At 72.6% G+C, this 8,005-nt stretch carries 9 protein-coding genes and 1 pseudogene; 7 read left to right on the forward strand and 3 right to left on the reverse strand.

Features of this window, described 5'->3' with window-relative positions:
- Window positions 1-726: pseudogene (locus GT042_RS12040) on the reverse strand (hypothetical protein); the annotation flags it as partial.
- Between the two features lie 242 nt (window positions 727-968).
- On the opposite strand from GT042_RS12040, the gene GT042_RS12045 reads away from it, so the two are divergent.
- Both GT042_RS12045 and GT042_RS12050 read left to right on the forward strand, forming a co-directional pair.
- The gene (locus GT042_RS12045) at window positions 969-1,841 is read left to right on the forward strand and encodes a DeoR/GlpR family DNA-binding transcription regulator (RefSeq protein ID WP_161308714.1); all 873 of its coding nucleotides are present in this window, start codon (window positions 969-971) and stop codon (window positions 1,839-1,841) included.
- Window positions 1,838-2,272 (forward strand): SRPBCC family protein, encoded by a 435-nt coding sequence (locus tag GT042_RS12050; protein ID WP_161308715.1) that lies wholly within the window; start codon window positions 1,838-1,840, stop codon window positions 2,270-2,272. Before GT042_RS12045 ends, GT042_RS12050 begins: the two co-directional genes overlap by 4 nt.
- Window positions 2,273-2,287: 15 nt before the next feature.
- Here GT042_RS12050 and GT042_RS12055 read toward each other — a convergent pair whose 3' ends face one another.
- On the reverse strand, window positions 2,288-3,472 hold the full coding sequence (locus GT042_RS12055; protein ID WP_161308716.1) for a PLP-dependent cysteine synthase family protein: 1,185 nt from the start codon (window positions 3,470-3,472) through the stop codon (window positions 2,288-2,290).
- Window positions 3,473-3,641: 169 nt separating this feature from the next.
- Here GT042_RS12055 and GT042_RS12060 point away from each other — a divergent pair, with 169 nt between their 5' ends.
- The 4 genes from GT042_RS12060 to GT042_RS12075 all read left to right on the forward strand — a co-directional run bounded on the left by GT042_RS12060 (window position 3,642) and on the right by GT042_RS12075 (window position 6,077).
- The gene (locus GT042_RS12060; RefSeq protein WP_161308717.1) at window positions 3,642-3,965 is read left to right on the forward strand and encodes a hypothetical protein; all 324 of its coding nucleotides are present in this window, start codon (window positions 3,642-3,644) and stop codon (window positions 3,963-3,965) included.
- A gap of 242 nt (window positions 3,966-4,207) precedes the next feature.
- Complete coding sequence (locus GT042_RS12065; RefSeq protein ID WP_345943748.1) at window positions 4,208-4,732, forward strand: ATP-binding protein; 525 nt, start codon at window positions 4,208-4,210, stop codon at window positions 4,730-4,732.
- Window positions 4,733-4,827: 95 nt separating this feature from the next.
- Window positions 4,828-5,412: a TetR/AcrR family transcriptional regulator gene (locus tag GT042_RS12070; protein ID WP_161308718.1), complete on the forward strand. Its 585-nt coding sequence runs from the start codon at window positions 4,828-4,830 to the stop codon at window positions 5,410-5,412.
- An 80-nt stretch (window positions 5,413-5,492) separates the two neighbouring features.
- Complete coding sequence (locus tag GT042_RS12075; RefSeq protein ID WP_161308719.1) at window positions 5,493-6,077, forward strand: DUF4865 family protein; 585 nt, start codon at window positions 5,493-5,495, stop codon at window positions 6,075-6,077.
- Window positions 6,078-6,111: 34 nt separating this feature from the next.
- Here the strand turns inward: GT042_RS12075 and GT042_RS12080 are convergent, their stop codons facing one another.
- A complete protein-coding gene (locus tag GT042_RS12080) occupies window positions 6,112-7,326 on the reverse strand; it encodes an ROK family protein (RefSeq protein ID WP_161308720.1) in 1,215 nt (404 codons plus the stop codon).
- A gap of 93 nt (window positions 7,327-7,419) precedes the next feature.
- Between GT042_RS12080 and GT042_RS12085 the strand changes: the two genes are divergently transcribed.
- On the forward strand, window positions 7,420-8,005 hold a 586-nt coding region (locus GT042_RS12085; protein WP_345943749.1), incomplete at its 3' end, for an MFS transporter.

The raw sequence follows: 8,005 nt of genomic DNA on the forward strand, positions 1-8,005 counted from the left end.
CTCGGAGACGGGTGCGCGGCCGGGTGCGGGGCCGGGTGCGGGGTCCGGTGTGATGTCCGTCGTGGTGTCGGTGGGGTCGTTGGTGCGGGCGTCGGTGGGGGTGTCGGCCGCCGTGCGGTGGTCGGCCTCGGCTTCGGGGAATCCGCCCGGGCGGGCGTCGGTGGGCGGGCGCTGGGACTCGTACGCGCTCCATGTCCGGTTGGAGAGGTACCAGAGCAGGCCCACCAACGCGGTGGGCACCAGCGAGGCCAGGGCCAGCCGGCGGCCCGGCTGCGCCCACCAGCCGTGCTCCTCCGGGGAGAGGAAGCCGAGCCAGGACCGGTCGGCGACGCAGTGCGCGGAACCGGCGCACTGCCAGGCCGTGAGGTCGAGGGCGACCTCGGAGGCGGCGGCGGTCAGCAGCACGGTGAGGGTGAGGGCGACCAGTCGTACCAGTACGCCGTACAGCCGTTGGGACTTCATCCGGCCCTTGGTCGCCGGGCGCATCCAGTGCGCCAGATTGACGACCATGAAGGGCAGGAGTAAGAGCCACAGGGCTCTGGAGCCGTTTCCCGAGGTGAGGTTGCACCAGACGTACGCCTCCGGGACCGGCCGGCCGTCGGCCTTCGCGTCCCCGGCGGTCTCGTCCCCGGCGGTCCGGTCCTCGGCGTCCACGTCGTCCGCGCGACGGAAGACCGCCGCCGTGTCGTCGCCCGTGACACGGACCGTACGCGGATCGCCGAGCATCTCCTGCGGTGTGGTGCCACCGACACCGTGCACGAACAGTTCGAGCGCGGGTCCGCCACGGTGCGGAACAGGAGTCTCAGGAGGCACTTCGGTCACTCACCCTCCGGATGCCGGGATCGGCCGGCGGCTCGGCCGACACGGGGAACCTCCCCGGGCGCCACCGCCGCCAATCCCCGCCGCGCGGGTCACAGGCGCGTGGGAGGATGAAACAGGCATGCCGAAGCGGAAGGACAGCTCCCGTGGTGAGCGACAACCAGAACCTCCTCGCGGAGCAGCGTCGTGCCGTGATCCTGGACGAGGTGCGCCGGCGCGGTGGGGTCCGGGTCAACGAGCTGACGCGCAAGCTCAATGTCTCCGACATGACCGTGCGCAGGGACCTGGACGCGCTCGCCCGGCAGGGTGTGGTCGAGAAGGTGCACGGCGGCGCGGTCCCGGTGGTCGAGGCGAGCGCGCACGAGCCGGGGTTCGAGGCCAAGTCGGCGCTGGAGCTGAGCGCCAAGGAGGACATCGCCCGGGCGGCGGCGGCGCTGGCCGTGCCCGGCAGCGCGATCGCGCTGTCAGGTGGTACGACGACCTACGCGCTGGCGCAGCACCTGCTGGACGTACCGGACCTGACGGTGGTGACCAACTCGGTGCGGGTGGCCGACGTGTTCCACGCGGCGCAGTCCGCCGGGGCGGTGGGCGGCCGGCGGCCCGGCGCGGCCACGGTGGTGCTGACGGGCGGGGTGCGGACCCCGTCGGACTCGCTGGTGGGCCCGATCGCCGACCAGGCGATCCGCTCGCTGCACTTCGACGTGCTGTTCCTCGGGGTGCACGGCATCTCCGTGGAGGCGGGTCTTTCGACTCCGAATCTGGGGGAGGCGGAGACCAACCGGCGGTTCGTGCGGTCCGCGCGCCGGGTGGTGGTGGTCGCCGACCACACCAAGTGGGGGACGGTGGGGCTCAGTTCGTTCGCGACGCTGGATCAGGTCGACACGCTGGTGACGGATGCCGGGCTGTCGGCGGGGGCCCGGGAGGAGATCGCCGAGGTGCTGCCCGGCCTGGTGGTGGCGGGTGAGTCCGTGCCCGGAGAACCGTCCGTGGCCGGAAGGCCGGAGGAGGACGGATCCGGATGACCGCGTTCCGTATCGACCGCACCACACCGCTCGCCGCCGAGGAGGCCTGGCGGCGGCTCACCGACTGGCCCGCGCACGCGGATCAGGTGCCCCTGACGACGATCTCCGTCCGCACGCCCGGACCCACCCGGGTCGGTACGGTTTTTGTCGCCCGGAGCGCGCTGGGAGCCGTCGGGTTCGACGACCCGATGGAGGTGGTCCTCTGGGAGCCGCCCGTCGCGGGGGCGCCGGGCCGCTGCCGGCTGGAGAAGCGGGGCACGGTGATGGTGGGTTGGGCCGAGATCCGCGTACGGGAGGAGGGCACCGGGTCGTCCGTGTCCTGGGAGGAGGACCTGGGCCTGCGCAGGCTGCCCCGGTCGTTCGGCCCGCTCACCGCGCGGGCCGGAGGGCTGGTGTTCGGCCGGGCGGTCGACCGCCTGCTTCGGGGCTGAGGGCCGCCCCCTCGGTCAGGCGGGCCAGACGCCGGTCTCCAGGAACCGGTCGAGCGTGATCGTGTACGGGTCGATGTCCAGGCCCTGCCCGGCGAGCCAGGTGTCGGAGTAGTACTTGTCGAGATAGCGGTCTCCGGGGTCGCAGAGCAGGGTGACCACGCTCCCCTGCCGGCCGTCGGCGACCATCTCCGCCACGATCCGCAGCGCGCTCCACAGTCCGGTGCCGGTGGAGCCGCCGGCCTTGCGTCCGATGACCCGTTCCAGGGTGCGTACGGCGGCGACGCTCGCGGCGTCCGGGACCTTCATCATCCGGTCGACGGCGCCGGGCACGAAGCTCGGTTCCATGCGGGGACGGCCGATGCCCTCGATCCGGGACCCGCGGTCGGCGCTGGCGGTGGCGTCCCCGCGTGTCCAGCCGTCGAAGAAACAGGAGTTCTCCGGGTCCGGCACACAGATCAGCGTGTCGTACTGCATGTAGTGCACGTAGCGGGCGATGGTCGCCGACGTGCCGCCCGTACCGGCCGTCGCGACGATCCAGGCGGGCTCGGGATGGCGTTCCGACCTGAGCTGCTGGAACATCGATTCGGCGATGTTGTTGTTGCCCCGCCAGTCGGTGGCCCGCTCCGCGTAGGTGAATTGGTCCATGTAGTGGCCGCCGCTCTCCGCGGCGAGGCGCGCCGACTCCGCGTACAGCGTCCGTGAGTCGTCGACGAAGTGGCAGCGCCCGCCGTGGAATTCGATGAGCCGGCACTTCTCGTGGCTGGTGGTGCGCGGCATGACCGCGATGAAGGGCACGCCGATCAGTTTCGCGAAGTACGCCTCGGAGACGGCGGTCGAGCCGCTGGAGGCCTCGATCACCGGTTTGCCGGGCCTGATCCAGCCGTTGCACAGGCCGTACAGGAAGAGGGAGCGGGCCAGCCGGTGCTTGAGGCTGCCGGTCGGGTGCGTCGACTCGTCCTTCAGGTACAGGTCCACGCCCCACGCCTCGGGCAGCGGGAAGCGCAACAGGTGGGTGTCCGCCGAGCGGTTGGCGTCGGCCTGGACCTTCCGTACGGCTTCCTTGAGCCAGGCGCGGTAGCGGGGGTCGGTACGGTCCACGTCGACGGTCACGACGCGCGTGTCCGGCGTGGCGCCGGGCGCTCCCGTGCCGGGCGCCCCCGCGCGTTCGGCCGATCCGGCCCTGTCGTGCTGTTCCGTCATGCGCGCCGTTCCTCGGTTGTTGTCGGCTCCGGTCCCCGGTCCGTCACGCTACCGCCACCACCTGCGCCAATGATGACTTTGGGTATCCATGGCACCAGCTTCTGGCACCGACCGGCATACTGGGTGAGGACCATGCTCGGGTCAGTGGCACGGAGGGGGCTGAGAGGCCATGGCAGAGCCCGATTTCAGCGCGCGCGGGGTGCGGATAGAGCGGTGGCCCCGCTCACTCACCCGGGCCGGGCAGGTGCTCATCCAGGACGGCAGGCTGGCGCTGCTGACCAGCTACGGCCGGGTGATCGACAGTGCTCCGCTCCGGGCGGTCCAGGCCGCGCGGCCGTGGTTCGCGGGCAAGGGCAGCACGGTCGCGACCGTCAACGGCACGCGCTACCGGCTGACCATGGGCCAGCGCGGCGGCGGGCGCAGGCCGGACGCGTCGGCGCTGGCGGGCCGGTTCCTGGAGGCCGTGAGCAGGGCGACCCGTACGAAGAGCTGACCGTACGAAAAATCTGAGACCGCGCCACGGACCCGCCCCGGATCCTCCGGGTCGCGGGTCCCTCCCCTGCTGTCCGCGAGTTGCGGAGCCGTATCCCCTGGTTCACTCTGGTCTCACCCCTCACTCAGGGTGAACCGGCGGTGACGCTGCGATCCAGCCCCGCCGGGCGGGAACAGCAGCGAGCCAGTTGCTGGATCCGGTCCTTCGTCGTCTTCCGGACCTCAATTCGGGGAGTCGCAGCCGTGATCAGCCAGCCAAGCAGGCACTGCACGGTGGAGCTCCAGGCCCTGCCGTCGCGGATCGGTCAGGTCCGCAGAATCATCTCCGCGCAATTGCGCTACTGGCATCTCGACCCCTTGATCGATCCCACGGCACTCGGAGTCACCGAGCTGCTGACCAACGTCCACCGGCACGCACAGCCGGACAAGATGTGCACCGTCGACATCGCGTTGCTGCTCGACCGGCTCACGGTCTCGGTCAGCGACCACGACCCACGGGTGCCGACGGTCAACGACGCGAAACTCCTCGACACCGGCGGCCGGGGTCTCGCCCTGATCGCGGCGGTCAGCGAGAGCTGGGGCATCCGCCCCGAGGGCGAGCTGGGCAAGAGCATCTGGTTCACCCTGCCCGCACCACCGGCCGCCCTGGCCCTGCCGCCGCGCCCTGTGTACGGCGCGACGACGGACGGCCCCTTCCGGGGGACGGAACTCAGCGCCGTGATAAGGGAACACGGACAGACCGAGGCCCGCTCGGCCGTGGTGGGCTGAACGGGCGGACGGACCGGGGTGGACCGGGGGCCGTCGGACCCCCGGATCCACCCGATCGGTCCACCGCGGCCTCGCTGGATTCTGTACCTACTAGTATGTACATTCGGGTCATGAACACTTCGGAGCGGCTGGTCGAGGCCACCCGGGAACTGCTGTGGGACCGGGGCTATGTGGGCACCAGCCCCAAGGCGATCCAGCAGCGGGCGGGCGCGGGGCAGGGCAGCATGTACCACCACTTCACCGGCAAGCCCGAACTGGCGCTCGCGGCGATCGAGAGCACGGCGCACGACATGCGGGCGGCGGCGGAAACCGCTCTCTCGGGGGACGGCTCCGCGTACGACCGGATCTCCGCGTATCTCCTGCGCGAGCGGGACGTGTTGCGCGGGTGTCCGGTCGGGCGGCTGACGATGGACCCGGACATCATGGCCGACGCGTCGCTGCGCGCGCCGGTCGACGCGACGATCGGCTGGCTGCGGGGACGGCTCGCGGCGATCGTCGAAGAGGGCATGGCGAGCGGGGAGTTCGCGTCCGGTCTCGACCCGGTGGAGGTCGCTTCGGCGGTCGTCGCGACGGTGCAGGGGGGCTATGTGCTGGCCCGCGCCTCGGGGTCGCCGGCGGCGTTCGACGCCGGGGTGCGGGGGCTGCTGGCGCTGCTGCGGCCCGGCGGGGCCGTGGCCTGACGGCGACCGGGGCGGTCACGCCCACGCCCATGCCACGCCCGCGCAGCCGGATTCCCGCCCCCGCCACGGAGGACCCCCGCATGCATGCCATGCAGTACGAGATCACCCTTCCCGCCGACTACGACATGGGCATCATCCGCACCCGCGTCGCGACGAAGGGCCATCTGCTCGACGCCTTCCCCGGGTTGGGCCTCAAGGCGTACCTGATGCGTGAGCGCGGCGAGCAGTCGGTGGTCAACCAGTACGCGCCGTTCTACCTCTGGGCCGCGCAGGACGGCATGAACGCCTTCCTGCTGGGAGCCGGATTCGACGGCGTCGTCAGGGACTTCGGCAGACCCGAGGTCCAGCACTGGACCGGTCTCGCCTTCGAGGAGGGCCCGGCGAGCGCGTGCGTCGCGCGCACGGCCGTACGCCGCCGTCACCGTGTCCCCGAAGGCGCCCCGCTGCCCGCCCTGTTGGCGGAGGCGGTCGAGGAGACCCGGCGGCTGTCCGGGGTCGCCGGGGTGGTGTGCGCGGCGCTCGCACTGGATCCGCGCCACTGGGAGCTGGTCCACTTCACCCTGTGGGACCACGACACCCCCCGCGCGGTGGGTGACCGCTTCCAGGTGCTCCACGTGTCCCAGCCGGAGCGCGCGGCGCTGACGTCGAACGCCCGCACTGGATGAGACCCGTACGCTGACGACCGATGAGCCGGTGACGTCACGGCGCCAGCGCCGCCAGGGGGTCGTCCAGGATCGGTTGCCAGGCCACCTCCGCCGCTCCGACCAGGCTGTTGTGGTCCAGGGTGCAGGCCAGGATCGGGACCCCGCCGCTGCGGCCCCAGAGGCTGCGGTCCGCCACCACCGCGCGCAGGCGGTCCGGGTCCGCTTCGAGCAGTTCCTTGTGCAGGCCGCCGAGGATGATGCGATCCGGGTTGAGGATGTTGACCAGGCCGGCGAGGCCGAGGCCGAGGCGGTCGATCAGTTCCTCCACGGCTCTCCGTACCGTCGGATCCGTGCCGTCCGTGCGGAGCAGGTCGCGGGACTGCTGCAACAGCGAGACCTCCGGGCCCGGTTCGCGGCCCGCCGCCGTGAGGAAGGCCAGGGGGTCGGCCTCGACGTCCAGGCAGCCCTTGCCGCCGCAGTAGCAGGGGCGGCCCTCGGGATTGACGGTCAGGTGGCCCACTTCCAGCGCGAGGCCCGAACTGCCCGTGTGCAGGCGGCCGTCGAGGACGAGCGCGCCGCCCACCCCCCGGTGGCCGGTGGCGACGCAGAGGAGGTGCTGGGCGCCGCGTCCGGCGCCGTGGCGGTGCTCGGCAAGGGCGGCGAGGTTGACGTCGTTGCCCGTGAACGCGGGGCCCTCGATCCCCGCCGCGCCCACCCGCTCCGCGAAGATCTCGCGGACCGGGGCGCCGGCCGGCCACGCGAGGTGCAGCGGGTTCAGGGCCGTACCCTCGGGTTCGGCGACGGCCGACGGTACGGCGAGTCCCGCGCCCACGCAGCGCCGCCCGGCGGCGCGCAGGAGCCCGGCCCCCACCTCGACGACCTCGCCCAGCACTTGGGCCGGGTCGGCCGTGACCGTACGCCGGGCGGGCGCGGTGGCGACGATACGTCCGCCGAGCCCGACCAGGGCGGCCCGGAAGCCGTCGGCGTGGATCTGGGCGGCGAGCACGACCGGCCCGGTGTCGTCCACGGACAGCCGGTGCGAGGGACGGCCCTGGGAACCCGCCGCCGCCCCGGGGCGTGAATCCACCCGGATCAGCCCCAGCGCCTCCAGCTCCGCCGCGACCGCGCCGGCCGTGGCACGGGTCACACCCAGCTCGGCGGTGAGGACGGCGCGGGTGGGCGCCCGTCCCGTGTGGACCAGTTCCAGTGCCGGGCCGAGCGCGCCACGGCCTCTCTCCAGCTTCGCCCGGGTGGTCGCCTTGCCGTTCATGGGGGCGAGTCTCCCATGATCCGGAGGGGTGGCGACGCCTTGTACGGAACGGGGCACCGCCCCTATCCTCCTTTTGTGCCGTTCCGAAACAAAGTGAGTCCCGCCGCGCCCGCCCCGTCCGCCTCAGCCGCGTCGTCGCTGTCCGCCCTCCGTACCGCCCTCACCCTCTTCTTCGCCCTGGACGGCTTCCTGTTCGCCGGCTGGGTCGTCCGCATCCCCGCGATCAAGGAACAGACCGGAGCCTCCGCGAGCCACCTCGGCCTCGCGCTCCTCGGGGTGTCCGCCGGCGCGGTCGTGACCATGACCCTCACCGGACGGCTCTGCCGCCGCTTCGGCAACCACCCGGTCACCGTCGCCAGCGTGACCCTGCTCTCCCTGAGCATCGTCCTGCCCCCGCTGACCCACTCGGCGCTCGCCCTCGGCCTCGTGCTGCTGCTCTTCGGCGCGGCCTACGGCTCCACCAACGTGGCGATGAACAGCGCGGCCGTCGACCTGGTCACCGCGCTGCGGCGGCCGGTGATATCGAGCTTCCACGCCGCGTTCAGCCTGGGCGGCATGGCCGGCGCGGGGCTCGGCGGGCTGCTCGCCGGCGGCCTCTCCCCCACCGTCCACCTGCTCCTCCTGGCCGGGCTCGGCCTGGCCGTCACCGCCGTGGCGGGCCCCGCGCTGCTGCGCCACC

The organism is Streptomyces sp. SID3212 (assembly GCF_009865405.1).
Classification (GTDB): domain Bacteria; phylum Actinomycetota; class Actinomycetes; order Streptomycetales; family Streptomycetaceae; genus Streptomyces.